The organism is Streptomyces lusitanus, assembly GCF_042647945.1.
GTDB classification, from domain to species: domain Bacteria; phylum Actinomycetota; class Actinomycetes; order Streptomycetales; family Streptomycetaceae; genus Streptomyces; species Streptomyces pseudogriseolus.
Window position 1 is genome coordinate 356398 of sequence record NZ_JBHRWL010000009.1, and the last position, 17345, is coordinate 373742.

General features: G+C 71.0%; 14 protein-coding genes and 1 pseudogene. 6 read left to right on the forward strand and 9 right to left on the reverse strand.

Annotation, left to right across the window (positions count from 1 at the left end):
* Positions 1-25 precede the first annotated feature (25 nt).
* The 5 genes from ACFOSY_RS17245 to ACFOSY_RS17265 all read right to left on the reverse strand — a co-directional run bounded on the left by ACFOSY_RS17245 (position 26) and on the right by ACFOSY_RS17265 (position 5524).
* Entirely contained in the window at positions 26-859 is an 834-nt protein-coding gene (locus ACFOSY_RS17245) for an SAM-dependent methyltransferase (RefSeq protein ID WP_394307693.1), read from the reverse strand.
* Positions 860-978: 119 nt separating this feature from the next.
* Positions 979-1359, reverse strand: a complete 381-nt coding sequence (locus ACFOSY_RS17250; RefSeq protein WP_394307694.1) for a hypothetical protein — start codon at positions 1357-1359, stop codon at positions 979-981.
* Positions 1360-1411: 52 nt separating this feature from the next.
* Positions 1412-2782, reverse strand: coding sequence for an SMI1/KNR4 family protein (locus tag ACFOSY_RS17255; protein ID WP_394307695.1), 1371 nt, complete (start codon positions 2780-2782; stop codon positions 1412-1414).
* A 36-nt stretch (positions 2783-2818) separates the two neighbouring features.
* Positions 2819-3925, reverse strand: coding sequence for a VWA domain-containing protein (locus ACFOSY_RS17260; RefSeq protein WP_394307696.1), 1107 nt, complete (start codon positions 3923-3925; stop codon positions 2819-2821).
* 165 nt (positions 3926-4090) lie between these two features.
* Positions 4091-5524 (reverse strand): MFS transporter, encoded by a 1434-nt coding sequence (locus ACFOSY_RS17265; RefSeq protein WP_394307697.1) that lies wholly within the window; start codon positions 5522-5524, stop codon positions 4091-4093.
* Positions 5525-5961: 437 nt separating this feature from the next.
* On the opposite strand from ACFOSY_RS17265, the gene fusA reads away from it, so the two are divergent.
* Positions 5962-8046, forward strand: coding sequence for an elongation factor G (fusA, locus tag ACFOSY_RS17270; RefSeq protein WP_394307698.1), 2085 nt, complete (start codon positions 5962-5964; stop codon positions 8044-8046).
* Between the two features lie 218 nt (positions 8047-8264).
* Here the strand turns inward: fusA and ACFOSY_RS17275 are convergent, their stop codons facing one another.
* Positions 8265-10058, reverse strand: coding sequence for a coagulation factor 5/8 type domain-containing protein (locus ACFOSY_RS17275; protein WP_394307699.1), 1794 nt, complete (start codon positions 10056-10058; stop codon positions 8265-8267).
* A 259-nt stretch (positions 10059-10317) separates the two neighbouring features.
* Between ACFOSY_RS17275 and ACFOSY_RS17280 the strand changes: the two genes are divergently transcribed.
* The 4 genes from ACFOSY_RS17280 to ACFOSY_RS17295 are packed head-to-tail and all read left to right on the forward strand — an operon-like array spanning position 10318 to position 14880.
* A complete protein-coding gene (locus ACFOSY_RS17280; protein WP_394307700.1) occupies positions 10318-11634 on the forward strand; it encodes an ABC transporter substrate-binding protein in 1317 nt (438 codons plus the stop codon).
* A 14-nt stretch (positions 11635-11648) separates the two neighbouring features.
* Positions 11649-12638, forward strand: a complete 990-nt coding sequence (locus ACFOSY_RS17285) for a carbohydrate ABC transporter permease (protein WP_394307701.1) — start codon at positions 11649-11651, stop codon at positions 12636-12638.
* A 17-nt stretch (positions 12639-12655) separates the two neighbouring features.
* Positions 12656-13495, forward strand: a complete 840-nt coding sequence (locus tag ACFOSY_RS17290; RefSeq protein WP_394307767.1) for a carbohydrate ABC transporter permease — start codon at positions 12656-12658, stop codon at positions 13493-13495.
* Positions 13496-13521: 26 nt separating this feature from the next.
* A complete protein-coding gene (locus tag ACFOSY_RS17295; RefSeq protein ID WP_394307702.1) occupies positions 13522-14880 on the forward strand; it encodes a GH1 family beta-glucosidase in 1359 nt (452 codons plus the stop codon).
* An 82-nt stretch (positions 14881-14962) separates the two neighbouring features.
* On the opposite strand, the gene ACFOSY_RS17300 is transcribed toward ACFOSY_RS17295, so the two are convergent.
* Together ACFOSY_RS17300 and ACFOSY_RS17305 are read right to left on the reverse strand one after the other, a co-directional pair.
* Positions 14963-15172 carry a 4-oxalocrotonate tautomerase family protein gene (locus ACFOSY_RS17300; protein ID WP_394307703.1) on the reverse strand — a complete coding sequence of 70 codons (210 nt, stop codon included), beginning with the start codon at positions 15170-15172 and terminating at the stop codon, positions 14963-14965.
* 138 nt (positions 15173-15310) lie between these two features.
* Entirely contained in the window at positions 15311-16072 is a 762-nt protein-coding gene (locus tag ACFOSY_RS17305) for an SDR family oxidoreductase (RefSeq protein ID WP_394307704.1), read from the reverse strand.
* Between the two features lie 86 nt (positions 16073-16158).
* Between ACFOSY_RS17305 and ACFOSY_RS17310 the strand changes: the two are divergent.
* Positions 16159-17018, forward strand: a pseudogene (locus ACFOSY_RS17310) (helix-turn-helix transcriptional regulator).
* Positions 17019-17106: 88 nt separating this feature from the next.
* On the opposite strand, the gene ACFOSY_RS17315 reads toward ACFOSY_RS17310, so the two are convergent.
* Positions 17107-17319, reverse strand: a complete 213-nt coding sequence (locus ACFOSY_RS17315) for a hypothetical protein (RefSeq protein WP_394307705.1) — start codon at positions 17317-17319, stop codon at positions 17107-17109.
* Between the last annotated feature and the right edge of the window lie 26 nt (positions 17320-17345).

A 17345-nucleotide genomic window follows, 5' to 3' on the forward strand; every position in this document is an offset into this window, starting at 1 on the left:
CGATCCCAGGCTTCGCTGCGGGCCGCTACGCCTTCCGGGCCAGCCCGGCGACGATGAGACGCTCCCAGACGCTCAGCTCCCGTTCCTCGCCTCCGGTGCCCCACGGGGTGGCGCCGACCGGGTCGGGACGCCACCGGGGCGCGGGGACGATCCCGGGGTCGAGAATCTCCAGGCCGTCCAGCAGGGCGGCGATCTCCTCGTCGGTGCGCCACCGGCCGCGGCCGAAGGTCTGCTGGAGGACCCGTTCGGCCTCCGCGGTCTCCGGGTTGTCGCCGGACCGGAAGTGGCTGACGAAGAAGTGGCTCCCGGAGGGCACGTGGTCACGCCAGTGACGGACGATCCCGGCCGGGTCCTCCTCGTCGTTGACGTGGTGAAGGATCGCGCTGAAGACGACGGCGACGGGGCGGTCGAAGTCGATGAGCTCCAGGGTGTCCGGGTGGGTACGGACGCTCTCGGGGTCGCGTACATCGGCCCGGACGACCCGGGTGCGGTCGTTCTGCTCCAGCAGCGCACAGCCGTGGACCAGCACCTGGGGGTCGTTGTCGACGTACACGACCCGGGACTCCGGGGCGTGCCGCTGCGCGACCTGGTGGACGTTGTCGGCGGTCGGCAGACCACTGCCCAGGTCGATGAACTGCCGTATGCCGGTGGTCGTCACGATCTGCGCGATGGCCCGCGTCAGTGCCGCGCGGTTGGCGAAGGCGATGGCCACCGACCCAGGAAGGTCCCGGAAGAACACGTCGCCGACCTCCCGGTCCACGGCGTAGTTGTCCTTGCCGCCCAGCAGATAGTCGTAGACGCGGGCGATGCTGGGCCTGGTGGGGTCGATGGAGGGACCTTCTACCGTCATGACGACCATCCTCTCCCGCGAGGCCGCCCGCCCTCCGGCGTTCCGAAATCCCCGTCCGTGCGGACGGACGCGGAGGCCGTGCCGGCTCCGGTCCGTTGCACACGGGGGGACCAGCGAGCGCCAACCTACTAGCCGAAGAAGAGCTCGACGTCCTTGCTCACGCAGACCCGCAGCACGATGACCAACTTGCCCACGTCTTCGACGCGCCGTCGAAGGAGTGGGTCACAGGGGTCGGTCTCATGTTGGCTCAGGATCTCCTCCAACCTCGGCAATATCGCCGCGCATTGGGCGGGCGTGAGCTCTCCTTCGTCGTCCGGGTGGTTGAGCAGTGGCGCCAGCGTGGTGGAGACGCTGGACCACGGGCGGTCCCCGCCGAAGCCGTCCATCTCGGCGAGTGTGAAACCGTCGGCTTGGGCCAGCCACTTCCTGAACATGCTGAAGTCGCCGTAGGACCAGGAGACGTCCGGACTCGTCACGTCGCCGTCACCCGGGAAGAGCACCAATCCCATCGCCGGAAAAGCTCCTCGCGTAGGTTTCAGGCTGCCTCACCGATGAGCCCCCTCAAGAGGCCGCACCCTCCAACACCGTGATCCCCGTGATCGGCGGCCGGCCGTAGAGGGCGAGGATCTCGTTGGCGAGGGCGATGATGTGCAGCGGGTTGTCCCGCTGCCGGTGGGCGTCGATGCCTGCCGCCAGAAGCCCCGTGGGCACGGCCCCCGCGTCGAGCAGGACGCGCCACTCCGCGGGCGGGAGTTCCAGGTACTCGAGGTGCGTGAGCCGGGCGATCTCGCACGGGTCGGCGAGCGTACCCGAATACGCACTCAAGGTCCGCAGGCGCGGCAGGTCGAAGACGGGGGCGAGGCTGACGGGTTCCTTGTCCCACACCCCGATGCTGAGGACTTCCAGGCCAGGATGGGCGGCGACCTCGATGCTGGGCAGGGAGGCGCGGTTGACGTAGGCGACCAGCGGGGGCCGTTCGACCCTCCGGACCGGCCGGCCGTCGAAGTGGCGGTGCACGACCATGTCGGTGAGGGAGTCGGCGACCAGCCCGGCACCGATGTTCCCTTCGTGACCGATGATGATCACCTGTCCGACGTGCCCGTCCGGGCCCGGTGTGAGGTCGACGGCGATACGGTCGCCGCCGCCGTTGTCACCGAAGACGATCCAGCCCGGCGAGCCGACGAGCTGCTGCACGGCGTGCTCGGGACCCGTCTCGACCGCGTCCATGGCGCCGAACTGCCACAGCACGTTCCGGGACGCCGCGTCCGCTATGTACACCTCGCTGAGCGGGAACAGATCGCAGCCGATGATGTCGTACGGCTGCCGGAAGTCGTCCCAGTCCTCGTGCCGGCCCCGGACGACCTCGTACAGCGCCCTCAGCTCGGGCGGCAGCGTCACCCCGAGGCGTGCCTCGGCCGCCGCGAGCTCCTCCTCGGAGGCGCCCACCGCGCCCGGGAGCCGTTCACGCAGGCTGCGCCGCAGCAGGTCCACGTCCGCGGACGCGGCCGGCGCGGCGCCCGGCACCGGCTCGGGCAGGCGGCGCACCGGCTCGGGCAGCGCCCCGTCCGCGAGGAGGAGCGTGCCGGGGTGCGCGGTCGCGACACCCGGCTCGACGGAGGGGCTCGGTTCGATCAGATGCAGCCGGACACGACCGGGCGCGGAGGCGGCCTCGACGACGAAGGAGATGCCGTCGCTCCCCTCCTCCTTGAGCGCCTCGACGATCAGGCCGATGGCGTCGAACTCCTCCTGGTTGTCCGAGATCAGCGCGGCACGCCCGGGCTGCGGCGGCCGGTACGGGAGCGGAACGCTCCACCCGCCGGTACCGATCTGCCCCGCCACGTGCCCGCCGGGCGCGGAGAGTGTGTCCGCGTGCGCGGCGTGCAAGAGGCGCAGCAGGGGCTGCCAGGTGGCGACGTCATGGAGCGAGGGCAAGGGAGAACCTCCGGAGGTTGTGACCGCTGGTCGAGGCTAGAGCAGGACGAGCAGCCTGGTCCCCGGGACGAGCTTCCGGTTGACCGACGTCGACTGGACGAACACCGTGTAGGCGTCGTTGCTCCCCGGCGCCACCGTGACCTCCGTCGCCGGCAGGCCCAGGAGCTGTCGGGCGGCGGGACCGGTGAACACCTTGCCGGTCGTGCGGCCGGTGGCCGGGTCCTTCTCCGCCACGGCTATCTGCTTGTTGGCCTGCACCTTCTCGCGCTTGGACAGCTCGTAGAAGGCGCAGCCGGTCTTGTACGGATGCCCGGCGCTGGTGACGAAGTCGCGGATCGACGTGGGCTGGTCGACCGGGATGAGCACGTACTTGCCGGCGTTCAGGGCCTGGAGGCTGGACGTCACGTCCGCCGCGCTCAGGTCCTGGCCCATCGCGAAGAGGTTCCGGGTACCGCGCACGCCGTGCTCGCGGTCGCGCAGGAACCGGGTGGCGGCCGTCTTGACGGCGCCGATCGCCTCCTCGACGCCCTGGTCGGAGTCGGCGTCCCAGATCGAGATGTTGCCCGTCGGGAAGCCGTACTGCTGGGCCGTCCGCTTGGCCAAGGAGTTCGGCACCATGATGGCCGACGTCCAGTGGTCCGGCAGGGTGTTCATCTTGTCGGCGATCCGGCTCCGCCACTCGTCGAGCACGGCACGCCCGTCCGGCATGAGGTCGTGCCGCGAACCCGTCGTGTCGGCGCCGGAGGCGTTCTCCTCGCCGTCGGTGACGACGACCTGGAGGAAGCTGTGCTCGCCGTACTCCTCCCAGATGTGACCGAGGTCGTCGAGCGCCTTCACCGACGCCTGGATCAGCGCCGTCGCGCCGTTCTCCACGGTGTACAGCCCCCGCATGGACGGCAGATGCTTCACGTCCATGTCCCACACCAGGTTCTCGACGAGGTGGTCGAAGGCGTAGAGGCTGATCCGGGTCTCGTGCCCGAGCCGGTCCGACTCCTCCGCGAGCCCCTTCACGAACTCGTCGACGACGCGCACGAGTTGCTCCGAGTGGCCCTGCATCGAACCGGACTTGTCGATGACGAGAGCGACGTGGTTCACGAAGTGCTTCTTCAGCCGGTCCTTCACCGTGGCGCTCATCGCGTCCATCCCTTTCCCCGTCGGCCGTCGGGGGACCCTCCCCGACGCCCATTTCCGCAGGCGGACGTGTCCACCCACAGCGTGAACGCCGGGATGGATCTGGTCCGTCCAGATGATGGCTTCACTCTAGGGAGGGGGACTGACAACGGGGTGAGCCGCCCGGTCGAAGAAGCCTCAGGACGCCGCGCCGCCCGCAACCTTCTCCGCCGCCGGCGTCTCCGCGGACTCGCCCTCCTCCAGCCCCACGTCCTTCGTCTCCCGCCCGAGCACCAGCGCCACCAGCGTCAGCAGGGCCATCGAGGAGAGGTAGACGCCGACCAGCCAGGGTGAGCCGTCACCGGCCTCCCACAGGGCCACCGCGATGAACGGGGCCACGGCCGCGCCGAGGATCGAGCTGACGTTGTAGGAGATGCCGGAGCCCGTGTAGCGCACGCTCGTCGGGAACAGTTCCGGCAGCAGCGCGCCCATCGGGCCGAACGTCATGCCCATCAGCGTGAAGCCGAACACCAGCCACAGCACCACGCCGACCGTGCCCAGGCCGATCAGCGGCACCCAGACCAGGCCGAAGACCAGGATTCCGGCCGTGACGGCGATGAGCGTGGCGCGCCGGCCGTAGCGGTCCGCGAGCGGGCCGGAGATCAGGGTGAACGCCGCGAAGAACAGCACCCCGAAAATCATCATCAGCACGAACGTCGTGTACTCGTAGCCCAGTCCGGGAACGGCGGCGTCCTTCGCCGTGCGGCCGTAGCTCAGCGAGAACGTGGTCATCAGGTAGAACAGCACGTACGTCGCCAGCATGAAGAACGTGCCGAGGACCAGCTGCTTCCCGTGGCTGCGGAAGACCGTGGCCAGCGGCAGCTTCCGCACCAGGCCCGCCTCCCGCGTCCTGGCGAACACCGGCGCCTCGACCAGGCGCATCCGCACCCACAGACCGATCGCGACCATCACCGCGGAGAACAGGAACGGGATGCGCCAGCCCCAGTTGAGGAACGCCTCCGACGGCTGGGACGGGTCGGCGCCGGCCGCGGACGGCAGCAGCGCGCCGATGATCAGGAACAAGCCGTTGCCGATGATGAAGCCCAGCGGGGCGCCCAGCTGCGGGAACGTGCCGTACAGGGCGCGTTTGCCCTTCGGCGCGTTCTCGGTGGCGACCAGCGCCGCGCCGCTCCACTCGCCGCCGAGCGCGAAGCCCTGCGCCAGCCGCATCAGCACCAGCAGCGCGGTCGCGACCCAGCCGGCCTGCGCGTAGGTGGGCAGCACGCCGATGAGGAACGTGGCGACGCCCATGGTGAGCAGGGACGCCACGAGCGTTCCCTTGCGGCCGAGCCGGTCGCCGAGGTGGCCGAAGACCACCGCGCCGATCGGGCGGGCGACCATCGCGGCGCCGAACACCGCGAAGGACGAGAGCAGCGCCGTGGTGGGGTCGCTGCTCGGGAAGAAGAGCGAGGGGAAGACCAGTACGGCGGCGGTCGCGTAGATGTAGAAGTCGTAGAACTCGATCGTCGTGCCGATGAGGCTGGCGATGAGGACGCGCGACCGCGAGTTGACGGGAGCCGGGGCCGGACGGGTGTCCGGGCCGGCGGCCGGACTGGTGATTGGTGCGGGCATTTCACGGTCTTTCCACGGGGACGATCACTCCACATTCGCAGAAGGTCTCACTTCTCAGGAAAGCCGTTTCGATATGTGAGACGACTTCCCTGTGACCTGCTGCGGAAAATCCGTGGCCCTGCGGCCGTCCGGCTCCCTACACTCGCCGGGCAGGCGCGCACCGCCCCTCGACGGCGGCACGCGCGCGTTCAGACCAGAATCGATCCGGGAGGGAGAACGGCCGTGCGTGACCACACCGCTGTCGCCGTCGCTCCCCGTTCCCGGTCCCGCCGGTCCGTGGTGATCCTGGTGTCCTCGGCCGCCCGGTGCCCGCTGCGCGGCCGGCACCGGATGCCCTGACGCACGTCCGGCCCTCCCGTGCCACCGGGAGTGCCCGGCGCCGTGCGCCGGGCAAATCGCGCTGCCCTTTTCCGGTTCCCTCCGAAAGGCCACGGGCCATGCGCACCACCGACCCCCTCGCCGTCGTCCGCAACCTCGGCATCCTCGCCCACGTCGACGCCGGCAAGACCACCGTCACCGAGCGGATCCTCTACGCCACCGGCACCACCCACAAGCGCGGCGAGGTGCACGACGGCACCACCGTCACCGACTTCGACCCGCAGGAGCGCGACCGGGGCATCACCATCTTCTCCGCCGCCGTGTCCTGCTCCTGGAGCGGTCACCGGATCAATCTGATCGACACACCGGGCCACGTCGACTTCGCCGACGAGGTCGAGCGTTCCCTGCGCGTCCTCGACGGGGCGGTCGCCGTGTTCGACGCGGTCGCCGGGGTGGAGCCGCAGAGCGAGTCGGTGTGGCGGCAGGCCGACCGGCACGGCGTCCCGCGCCTCGCGTTCGTCAACAAGATGGACCGGGCCGGCGCCGACCTCGACGCCGCCGTCGCCTCCATCAGGGAGCGGCTGCACCCGGCGCCGCTGGCCGTGCAGCTGCCGGTCGGTGCCGAGGACGCCTTCACCGGAGTCGTCGACCTGCTCGGCATGCGCACCCTGACCTGGAGCGACGACGGTGAGACCCGCGAGCCTGCACCCGTGCCGGACGCCCTGCGCGAGGAGGCGCTCCGACGGCGCCGGCTGCTGGAGGAGGCCGTCGCGGAACTGCATCCGGCCGCGCTGGAGGAGTTCTGCGACACGGGCGCGCTCCGCACCGGGACGCTCGCGGCCGCCCTGCGGGAGCTGACCGCGCGCGGTGAGGCCGTGGTCGTGCTGTGCGGCTCCGCCTACCGCAACCGCGGGATCGAGCCGCTGCTGGACGCCGTCCTCGCCTACCTGCCGTCGCCGCTGGACGTACCGCCGGTGCGCGGCACGCACGACGGCGCCGAGCAGGAGCGGCTCGCCGACCCGGCGGCGCCGCTCGCCGCCCTGGCGTTCAAGGTGACCGCCACCGCCACCGGACGCCTCACCTACCTGCGCGTCTATTCCGGAACGATCGAACAGGGGGACACCGTGCGGGACGTCACCGCCGGCCGCGCCGAGCGCGTCGGGCGCATCCTGCGGGTCCACGCCGACCGGCACACACGCCTGGACCGCGCGGTCGCCGGCGACATCGTGGCCGTGGTCGGGCTGAAGACCGCCCGCGCGGGCGCCACCCTGTGCGCGCCGGACGCCCCGCTGGTGCTGGAGCCGCCCGGCACCGCCGAACCCGTCGTCTCGGTCGCCGTCGAGGCGCAGCGCGGCACGGACACCGGGCGGCTGGCGTCGGCGCTGGCCCGGCTCGCCGAGGAGGACCCCTCGCTGGTCGTGCGCACCGACGCCGAGACGGGGCAGACGGTGCTGTCCGGCATGGGCGAACTGCATCTGGAGGTCGCGGTGGAGCGGATCCGGCGCGAGCACGGGCTGGGCGTCGCCGTCGGCCGGCCCCGCGTCAGCCACCGGGAGACCGTCGGGCGCGGCGTGTCCGGGTTCGTGTACCGGCACGTCAAACAGGACGGCGGGGCGGGGCAGTTCGCGCACGTGGTGCTCGACGTCGAGCCGCTCGGCGACGCGGACAGCGGCTCGGCGGAGAGCGGCTTCGCGGAGGGTGGCTTCGAGTTCCGGTCGACGGTCGTCGGCGGCCGGGTGCCGCAGGAGTACGTCCGTGCCGTCGAGGCCGGCTGCCGGGACGCGCTCGCCGAGGGACCCCTCGGCGGGCACCCGGTGACGGGTCTGCGGGTGACGCTGACCGACGGTTCGACGCACGTCAAGGACTCCTCCGACACCGCCTTCCGCACCGCGGGCCGGCTCGGACTGCGGGACGCCCTGCGGGCATGCGCGATGGTGCTGCTGGAGCCGGTCGCCGAGGTCACGGTCACCGTGCCGCAGGACGCGGTGGGGTCCGTGCTCGGTGACCTGGCCGCGCGGCGCGGCCGGGTGAGCGGCTCCGCCACGCGGGCGGGCGCGGCGGTCGTCACGGCGACCGTGCCGCTGGCCGAACTCTTCGGCTACGCCACCCGGTTGCGCAGCCGCACCCAGGGCCGCGGCACGTTCACCAGCCGGCCCACCGGGTACGCCCCGGCCCCGGCACCGGCGTCCGTGCCGGCGCGGTAGCCCGGTGCCGTAGCCCAGCGCGGTAGCCCTTACGGCACGCCGTGCGACGGCCCGTACGGCACACCTGCGACGCCCCGTACGGCAGGCCGTACGGCCCCCGTGCCGCGGGCCGTGAACGGCGGCCCCTCCCGCTCCCGGAGCCGGGAGGGGCCGCCACCGGTGCCGAGGGGGCGCGCCCGGCCGTCGGCGTCGGCCAAGGCGTGCCCCCGGCGCCGGGGTCAGGGGTACGACACCACCTTGGACGGCACGGTGTCGGTGCCCGAGGTGGGGGCGCCGGTGTCGTTGATGACGCACTCGTACTGGCCGTGGCCGCTCAGCGAGACGACCAGCAGGTCGTGGAAGCGCACGCCCGGACGGTTCGGCGCGGCGAAGCCGTGGTGCTGGACGATGCTCGGATTGACGTTGTAGTAGCAGTAACTGCCCATGCCCCAGCCCTCGTGGGTGGTGACATGGTCGCCGACCTTGTACGCCGCGTAGCCCTTGATGGAGCCGTTCTGGATGGCGGCCTGGTCGGGGGCGTCGTACGCCTTCTCGTTCTGGAAGAAGATCGTGCGGCCGCGTTCACCGTTCCACTGCACGTCGTACTTGTTGAAGTGTTCGACGAACAGACCGGTGGCGAGGACGTCGTGGCCGTTGACGACGACGCCGTAGTCGCAGCGGTTGGTCTCCCAGCCCACGCCGTCGCCGTGGTCGGCGCGCCAGACCCAGGTGTGGTCGACGATGGTGTGCCGGGCGTTGATCACCATGCTGGTGGTCGCCTTGCCGGGGCCCGCGCCGCCGATGCGGATGAAGACGTCCTGCACGGTGATGGGGTCGGCGGAGTGGTCCCGGGAGGCGCCCTGCGGGCCGACCTCGAGCAGGACGGGCGAGTTGACCGGTCCCGCGTCGATCAGGAAGCCCGCCAGCCGCACGCCGTCGACGTCGTCGACCTTCAGGGCGGTGACGCCGTTGTCGGGGATCAGGGTGGCGTAGCCGAGACCCAGGACGACCGTGCCGGCACGGGTGACCCGGACGGGCTGGTCCACGTGGTAGATGCCCGGGGTGAGCAGCAGGTTGAGGCCCTGGGCGAGCGCCTGGTTGAGGGTGGCGGCCGAGTCGCCGGGCTTGGCGACGTAGAAGCGCTCCAGCGGCAGGGAGGTGCCGCGCGGGGTGCCGTTGCCCCAGGTGACGCCGCGCGCATTGGTCCGCAGGGCGGGCAGGAAGACGCGGTACTGGTCGCCGTCGAGGTACAGGAAGGGCTTCTCGCGGGAGACCGGCGTGGTGTCGAGCGTGGTGTACGGCGGCTCGGGGAAGCTCTGCGCGGGGGCGCCCTCGACGCCGGAGAACACCATGTTCCACACGGCGTTGGTCCAGCCGCCGACCGAGCTGTCCCGAGTGTACCACTGCTGCTGCGAGTACGGGCCGACGGTGCCGTCGACGCGGCTGTCGGCGATGTAGCCGCCGCTCGCCCAGCCGTAGCCGGACGGGGCCAGGTTGAGGCCGCCGCGTACGTGCATCCGACGGAACGGCGCTGCCTGCGCGACCGCCCACCGGTTGGTGCCGTTGACCGGGACGAGCGCCAGGTTCTCCGCCGAACGCCAGAAGTTCTGGGTGGCGTTGCCGTCGAACCAGCCGGCGTCGACCGTCACGTCACCGTTGATGGTGGTGTCGTCGGGGGAGAGGCCGAGCCCGGAGATGGAGGTGTAGAAGCCGATCTGGGCGTTGAGCCCGTTGTACGTGCCCGGCTTGAACAGCAGTTGGTAGCGGCCGGTGCCGAACTGGGCGCGTTCCTGCTGCCGGAAGACCTCGTCCAGGCGGGCCTGGATGCCCGGGGTGGACGGGTCGAAGACGATCACGTTGGGGCCGAGATCGCCGCCGGCCTTCAGCCGGCGCGGCTTCTTGCGCCGGGCCGCGGGCGCGGCGGAGGCCACCGAGGGCAGGCCGGCCAGTACAGGGGCGGCCGCGGCGGCGCCGAGAACGGCGCGGCGGCCGAGGACGGGCGGTCGGGGGGACGACGGGGAGTCGGACGTCATGGGCGGCTCTCCTGGTTCGGGAAGTGAACGGCGTGGGGTGCGGGGAGCGCTCTCTCGCCGCTGAATGGTTCATCCCTGGAACACATGAGTCAAGAGGTGCGGCGGGAGTTGGGTGACATCGTCGAAACCCTTGACGTTCCGCCTCGTTAGGGTTTAACTCACGTCCTAAATTAAGCTATGAGGCGTTGCTCCGGCGCGCCCTGTGCGCACCCCTTTTGCACTGCCTGTCTGCACTTCCCGGAAAGGGACCCCAGGAGCCATGCGCAGAATCCGAGCCGCGGCCACAGGCGCCGTCATGCTGTCTCTCGCACTCGCCGCCTCGGCCTGCGGAGGCGGGTCGAGCAACGGGGGCGGGTCCAACGACTCGCCGAAGGAACTCACCTACTGGGCCTCCAACCAGGGCGCCAGCATCGAGGTCGACAAGAAGGTCCTCCAGCCCGAACTCGACAAGTTCGAGAAGCAGACCGGCATCAAGGTCAAGCTGGAGGTCGTGCCCTGGTCCGACCTGCTCAACCGCATCCTCACCGCCACCACCTCCGGCCAGGGCCCGGACGTGCTGAACATCGGCAACACCTGGTCCGCCTCGCTCCAGGCCACCGGCGGCCTCCTGCCCTGGGACAAGGCGCAGTTCGACAAGATCGGCGGCAAGGACCGCTTCGTCGACTCCGCGCTCGGCTCCACCGGCGCCGAGGGCCAGGACCCGGCCGCCGTGCCGCTCTACTCCATGGCCTACGCCCTCTACTACAACAAGCAGAAGTTCGCCGAGGCCGGCATCGACGCCCCGCCCGCCACCTGGGACGAGCTGATAGCCGCCGGCAAGAAGCTGTCCAAGGACGGCAACTGGGGCATCGCCATGGAGGGCTCCAACCCCTCCGAGAACATCCACCACGCCTACGTCTTCGCCAAGCAGCACGGCGCCGACTTCTTCACCGCCGACGGCAAGCCCGACTTCACCAACGACGGCGTCGTCACCGCGGTCAAGCAGTACGTCGACCTCATGGCCAAGGACAAGATCATCGCCCCGGGCAACGCCGAGTACGCCCAGAACCAGTCGGTCAGCGACTTCGCCAAGGGCAAGACCGGCATGCTGCTGTGGCAGTCCGCCTCCGCCAACCTCAAGTCCCAGGGCATGAGCGAGGACGCCTACGGCATCGCCCCCGTGCCCGTGCAGTCCGGCACCCCCGGCGCCGGCAAGCAGGTCAACTCCATGGTCGCCGGCATCAACCTCGCCGTCTTCAAGAACACCGACAACCTCGACGGCGCCACCGAGTTCGTGAAGTTCATGACCAGCGACGCCGAGCAGAAGATCCTCAACACCGCCTACAGCTCCATCCCGCCGGTCAAGGCCGCACAGCAGGACCCCGCCTTCAACACCCCCGCCAACGCCGTGCTGAAGGACACCCTCGCCAAGAGCGCCGTCGCCCTGCCGCAGGTGCCCGACGAGTCCCAGTTCGAGACCACCGTCGGCACCGCCGTCAAGGAACTGTTCGCCGACGCCGCCGCCGGACGCCCGGTCACCACCGAATCGGTCAAGGCCGCGCTCACCAAGGCGCAGCAGCAGATGCCCACGAAGTGAGTCACCACACCGCCATGACCGCCACCGCCCCCGCAGCGGAGGCAACCGTGCGGAAGACCTCCCCCGGTGCGGCGCGCGGCCCCCGCCGCCGCACCGGGCGGATCCGCCGCATCGGACTGCCCTACCTGCTGCTTCTGCCCGCGCTGCTCCTCGAACTCCTCGTCCACCTGGTGCCGATGGTCATCGGCATCGTGATGAGCTTCAAGGAACTCACCCAGTTCTACATCCGCGACTGGGGCACCGCCCCCTGGGCCGGCTTCGACAACTACTCGGTGTCGGTGGACTTCGACGCCCCCGTCGGCGAGGCCCTGCTCCACTCGTTCCTCGTCACGGTCGCCTTCACCCTGCTGTCCGTCGGCCTGTGCTGGCTGATCGGCACCGCCGCCGCGGTGTTCATGCAGGACACCTTCCGCGGCCGCGGCCTGCTGCGCGCGCTGTTCCTGGTGCCGTACGCGCTGCCCGTCTACGCGGCCGTCATCACCTGGGTGTTCATGTTCCAGCACGACAACGGCCTGGTGAACCACGTCCTGCACGACCAGCTCGGCCTCACCGACAAGCCGTCGTTCTGGCTGATCGGCGACAACAGCTTCATCGCCCTGCTCACCGTGTCGGTGTGGAAGGGCTGGCCGTTCGCCTTCCTCATCGTGATGGCCGGCCTCCAGAACATCCCCCGGGAGCTGTACGAGGCCGCCGCCCTCGACGGCGCCGGCATGATCCAGCAGCTCCGCCGCATCACCCTGCCGTCGCTCCGCCCGGTCAACCAGGTGCTGGTGCTCGTGCTGTTCCTGTGGACGTTCAACGACTTCAACACCCCGTACGTCATGTTCGGCAAGAGCGCGCCCGAAGCGGCGGACCTGATCTCCGTGCACATCTACCAGGCGTCCTTCGTCACCTGGAACTTCGGCACGGGCTCCGCGATGTCGGTGCTGCTCCTGCTGTTCCTGCTCGTCGTCACGGGCGTCTACCTCGCCTTCACCTCGCGCGGACGGAGGACCGCCTCATGAGCACGCCCCGGTCCCCGATGGCCCCGCCCCGCTCGTTCCTGTGGACACGGCGCGTCTTCCTGACGCTCCTCACCGGGTTCGTGCTGGTCCCGGTCTACGTCATGCTGTCCAGCTCGCTGAAGCCGCTCGCCGACGTCACCGGCACGTTCCGCTGGCTGCCGAGCGAGCTGACGATCCGCCCGTACATCGACATCTGGTCCACCGTCCCGCTCGGCCGCTACTTCGTGAACTCGCTGATCGTGGCTGGCGCGGCCACCGTCTGCTCGGTCGTCATCGCCGTGTTCGCCGCGTACGCGGTCAGCCGCTACTCGTTCCGCGGCAAGCGCGTCTTCACGGTGACCGTCCTGTCGACGCAGATGTTCCCCGGCATCCTCTTCCTGCTGCCGCTGTTCCTCATCTACGTCAACATCGGCAACGCCACCGGCATCGCCCTGTTCGGCTCCCGCGGCGGCCTGATCCTCACCTACCTGACCTTCTCGCTGCCGTTCTCCATCTGGATGCTGATCGGCTACTTCGACTCCGTCCCGCGCGACCTGGACGAGGCGGCGCTCGTCGACGGCTGCGGCCCGCTCGGCGCGCTGTTCCGCGTCGTCGTCCCGGCCGCCGTGCCCGGCATCGTCGCCGTCGCCGTCTACGCCTTCATGACCGCCTGGGGAGAAGTCCTCTTCGCGTCCGTGATGACCAACGACACCACCCGCACCCTGGCGGTCGGCCTCCAGGGCTACTCCACCCTCAACGACGTGTACTGGAACCAGATCATGGCCGCCTCCCTCGTGGTGAGCGTCCCCGTGGTCGCCGGGTTCCTGCTTCTCCAGCGCTACCTCGTCGCCGGCCTGACGGCAGGCGCCGTCAAGTGACCACCCCCCGCCCCGAAAGGACCTCCGTGACCATCGACTACGCCGCGCTCCCCGACGACTTCCTGTGGGGCACGGCCACCTCGGCCTACCAGATCGAGGGCGCCGTGGCGGAGGACGGCCGTTCTCCGTCGATCTGGGACACCTTCTCGCACACCCCCGGCCGGATCGACAACGACGACCACGGCGACGTCGCCTGCGACCACTACCACCGCTGGCGCGAGGACATCGGCCTGATGCGCCGCCTCGGCGCCAACGCCTACCGGCTGTCCGTCGCCTGGCCGCGCGTGGTGCCCGGCGGCGACGGCCCGGTCAACGCCAAGGGCCTGGCCTTCTACGACGAGCTGGTCGACGGGCTGCTCGAGGCCGGCATCACCCCGTCGGTCACCCTCTACCACTGGGACCTGCCCCAGACCCTCCAGGACCGCGGCGGCTGGCCCGAGCGCGACACCGCCGAACACTTCGCCGCCTACGCCTCCGCCGTCGCCGAACGCCTCGGCGACCGCGTCCACCACTGGGCCACCCTCAACGAGCCCCTGTGCTCGGCCTGGATCGGCCACCTCGAGGGCAAGATGGCCCCCGGCTGGACCGACCTCACGGCGGCCGTCCGCGCCTCCTACCACCTGCTCCTCGGCCACGGCCTCGCCGCCCGCGCCATCCGCGCCGCCTCCCCCGACGCGCAGGTCGGCATCGTCAACAACCTCTCCACCATCCACCCGGCGAGCGACAGCCCCGAGGACCGCGCCGCCGCCCTCCGCATGGACGGCCACACCAACCGCTGGTGGCTCGACCCGGTCCACGGCCGGGGCTTCCCCGAGGACATGCGCGAGGTCTACGGCGTCGACCTCCCCGAGCGGCCCGGCGACCTCGAGACCATCGCCGCCCCGCTCGACTGGATCGGCCTCAACTACTACTTCCCGCAGGTGGTCACCGCCGACCCCGACGGCCCCGCCCCCTACGCCGCGACCGTCCGCCGGGACGGCGTGCAGCGCACCGGCATGGACTGGGAGATCGACCCCAGCGGCATCGAGGACCTCCTGCTGCGTCTCACGGACGAGTACGGCGCCCGCAGGATCTACGTCACCGAGAACGGCTCCGCGTTCCCCGACGTGGTCCGCCCCGACGGCACCGTCGACGACCCCGAGCGCCAGGACTACCTCACCCGGCACATCGCCGCCTGCGCCTCCGCCGCCCGCAAGGGCGCTCCGCTGGCCGGCTACTTCGCCTGGTCGCTGCTGGACAACTTCGAGTGGGCGTACGGCTACGACAAGCGCTTCGGCCTGGTGCACGTCGACTACGCCACCCAGACCCGCACGATCAAGGGCTCGGGCCACCGGTACGCGGACATCGTCCGGGGGCACGGGGAGCGGGTGCGGAAGGCCGCGTGACCGTTCGGCGCGCCGGTGGGCGCGGGTACCGTGCGGTGCCGGCGGGCGCGGGCCGGGTCCCGCGCCCGCCGGCGGCCGTGGGTCAGGCGTCGCCGTTGAGCAGGGCGGCGGTGAGGACGTGACCGCCCACGCCCCAGCCGCCGTCGGCGACCTCGTCGACGAGCACGACGGTGGTGGCGCGGGCGCGCTCACCGTAGATCTCGGCGTACAGATCGGTGGTGCGCTCGACGATCTTCTTCTTGTCGTCGGGGCCGAGAGTGCCGGCGGGGACCTTGAAGTGGGCGAAAGGCATGAGTGGGACTCCTTGGTGGCGCTGTGGAAAGGCTGCGGACGCGGTACGGGCGTCGCGCACGGACGTTCTCCGGGGTGACCGGCGGGTCCCGGGCGGGCTGCGGGGCTCGGGTGGCCGGCACGGCGGCCGGCAGGGTGCTCACACCATTCCGCCGTTGGCCCGCAGGACCTGGCCGTTCACCCAGTGCCCCGCCGGGCTGGTGAGGAAGGCGGCGACCCGGGCGATGTCCTCCGGGGTGCCCAGCCGCTCCAGCGGAGGGGTCTTCGCGAGCCGGTCGATCTCCTCCGGCGTCTTGCCGTCGAGGAACAGGTCGGTGGCCGTGGGCCCGGGGGCGACGGTGTTCACCGTGATGTCCCGGCCGCGCAGCTCCCGGGCGAGGATCAGGGTGATCGACTCGACGGCGGCCTTGCTCGCCACGTACGCGCCGTAAGCGGGGAACTGCGTTCCGACCACGGAGGTCGACACGCCCAGGAGGGAGCCGCCGGACCGCAGCCGCCGCGCGGCCTGCTGTGCCACCACGAAGGCGCCGCGGATGTTGGTGCGGTGCATCGCGTCGAGGGCGGCCAGATCGAGGTCGGCGACGGGCGACAGGATCAGGCGGCCGGCGGCGTTCACCACGACGTCCACGCCGCCGAACTCCTGCTCCGCCCGGTCGAACAGCGCGGCGACCGCGTGCTCGTCCGCCACGTCCGCCCGCACGGCGATCGCCTTCCCGCCGTCCGCCGTGATCGTCTTCACGGTCTCGTCGGCCGAGGCCACGTCCCTGGTGTAGTTCACCACCACCGCGAGACCGTCGCGGGCGAGCTGGAGCGACACCGCGCGGCCGATGCCGCGCGAACCGCCGGTGACGACGGCGACCCGTTCGGGAGCCGGGGTGTGAGGGCTGTCAGTCGTAGTCATGCCTCCACGGTGCGCGGTCGCGGCCGGCGCAACCAGGGGATGACATCCCCTGGGTCGGCGCCCCGGCCGGGCACACAATGGTGCACATGGGTTCTGCGAAGTACACCGAGCTCGGGGCGTTCCTGCGGTCGCGCCGGGACCGCATCCGCCCGGCCGACGTGGGCCTCCCCGCCGGCCCGCGGCGCCGGGTGCCCGGTCTGCGCCGGGAGGAGGTCGCCCAGCTCGCCGGGGCGTCGGTGGACTACTACAACGAACTCGAGCGCGGAGCCGGCTCCCAGCCGTCGGAACAGATGATCGCCGCCCTGGCCCGGGCGCTGCGCCTGACCGCCGACGAGCGCGACTACCTCTACCGGCTGGCGGACTGTCCCGTACCCGCCTCGGGCGGCGTGACCGCGCACGTTCACCCCGGCATGCTCGACCTGCTCCAGCGGATGCCGTCCACACCCGCGCAGGTCATCACCGACCTCCACGTCACCCTCGTGCAGAACCGGCTCGCGGTGGCACTGCTAGGCGATCAGTCGGGCTACCGCGGGCCCCGCGCGAGTTTCGTCCACCGGTGGTTCACCGAGCCCGATGCGCGCCTGCTCTACCCGGAGGCCGACCACGCGACCCAGTCGCGGGCGTTCGTCGCCGACCTCCGCGCGGCCGCCGCCCGCAGGGACGCCAAGGACAGGGAGGCCGCCTCGATGATCCGCACCCTGCTGGACGCCTCGCCGGAGTTCGCCGCCCTCTGGGCCGAGCACGACGTGGCGTTCCGCCGCGACGACCGCAAACGGATCGCGCACCCCGCCCTCGGGGTGTGGAGGTCAACTGCCTGAACCTCTTCAGCGAGGACGGGCGGCAGCGCCTGCTGTGGTTCACCCCGGCCCTGGGCACCGACAGCGCGGACCTCCTCGACCTGCTCGCGGTCCTCGGCACACAGGACGTGGTCGGGTCCGGGGCGTGAGGGGTCCCGGTCTACCGGGGGCGCTCCGGCATGTCCGACCGTCGTGACCTGCGCCGGGCCCGCGGCCCGACGGGCTTCCGCAGTGCGATCAGCCAGGCTGCTTGTTCTTACGGTTCCCGATGAACATGTAGAGGGCCCCGTACACGCACAGCGTCATCACGAGCACCACCCAGCCGCCGGAATTCCCGGCAACGATCAGAAACACCGACAGGACTACCCCGGCTACCGCGAAGAGCGTGGCGAACAGCATCCACCGCTTCACTGCCGCCCGTTGTTCCGTCGACCATCCCACGTCGGACATGTGCGGTCCCTCCTTCCCCGAGTCAT

Bases quoted from the DNA above. Each gene is read 5' to 3' on its own strand.
- ACFOSY_RS17245 (WP_394307693.1), bottom strand. From the start codon at position 859: ATGGTCGTCATGACGGTAGAAGGTCCCTCCATCGACCCCACCAGGCCC.
- ACFOSY_RS17280 (WP_394307700.1), top strand. From the start codon at position 10,318: ATGCGCAGAATCCGAGCCGCGGCCACAGGCGCCGTCATGCTGTCTCTC.
- fusA (WP_394307698.1), top strand. From the start codon at position 5,962: ATGCGCACCACCGACCCCCTCGCCGTCGTCCGCAACCTCGGCATCCTC.
- ACFOSY_RS17250 (WP_394307694.1), bottom strand. From the start codon at position 1,359: ATGGGATTGGTGCTCTTCCCGGGTGACGGCGACGTGACGAGTCCGGAC.
- ACFOSY_RS17260 (WP_394307696.1), bottom strand. From the start codon at position 3,925: ATGGACGCGATGAGCGCCACGGTGAAGGACCGGCTGAAGAAGCACTTC.
- ACFOSY_RS17300 (WP_394307703.1), bottom strand. From the start codon at position 15,172: ATGCCTTTCGCCCACTTCAAGGTCCCCGCCGGCACTCTCGGCCCCGAC.
- ACFOSY_RS17285 (WP_394307701.1), top strand. From the start codon at position 11,649: ATGACCGCCACCGCCCCCGCAGCGGAGGCAACCGTGCGGAAGACCTCC.
- ACFOSY_RS17290 (WP_394307767.1), top strand. From the start codon at position 12,656: ATGGCCCCGCCCCGCTCGTTCCTGTGGACACGGCGCGTCTTCCTGACG.
- ACFOSY_RS17275 (WP_394307699.1), bottom strand. From the start codon at position 10,058: ATGACGTCCGACTCCCCGTCGTCCCCCCGACCGCCCGTCCTCGGCCGC.
- ACFOSY_RS17315 (WP_394307705.1), bottom strand. From the start codon at position 17,319: ATGTCCGACGTGGGATGGTCGACGGAACAACGGGCGGCAGTGAAGCGG.
- ACFOSY_RS17305 (WP_394307704.1), bottom strand. From the start codon at position 16,072: ATGACTACGACTGACAGCCCTCACACCCCGGCTCCCGAACGGGTCGCC.
- ACFOSY_RS17265 (WP_394307697.1), bottom strand. From the start codon at position 5,524: ATGCCCGCACCAATCACCAGTCCGGCCGCCGGCCCGGACACCCGTCCG.